Here is a 247-nt window from a genome sequence, read left to right as displayed (position 1 = left end):
TCAACGTTCCCCTCGTCCTCCACGGATCATCGGGGGTGCCGGACGAAACAATCTCGGAGGCGATCACCGCGGGCATGAGCAAGATTAACGTGTCCACACACCTGAATGGATTCTTCACCCGTGCAGTCCGCGACTATCTGGCCTCGCATCCAACCGTTGTCGACTCCCGTAAGTACCTGGGCGCCGGCCGTGACGCACTGGTGCCCGAAGTATCGCGGCTCCTGAGGTTGTTCGCAGGCACCGCCCG

The 247-nt window shown here is 61.9% G+C and carries 1 protein-coding gene; it reads left to right on the top strand.

All coding sequences use genetic code 11. The features are described from left to right. Positions 1-35: 35 nt before the first annotated feature. Positions 36-247: class II fructose-bisphosphate aldolase (locus SB724_RS21360; protein WP_410573025.1), on the top strand; the 212-nt coding region annotated here is incomplete at its 3' end.

It is taken from the genome of Bacillus sp. SIMBA_031 (assembly GCF_046535225.1).
Taxonomy (GTDB): Bacteria; Bacillota; Bacilli; order Bacillales; family Bacillaceae; genus Bacillus; species Bacillus velezensis.
This window is presented reverse-complemented; position numbering and strand designations above follow the sequence as displayed.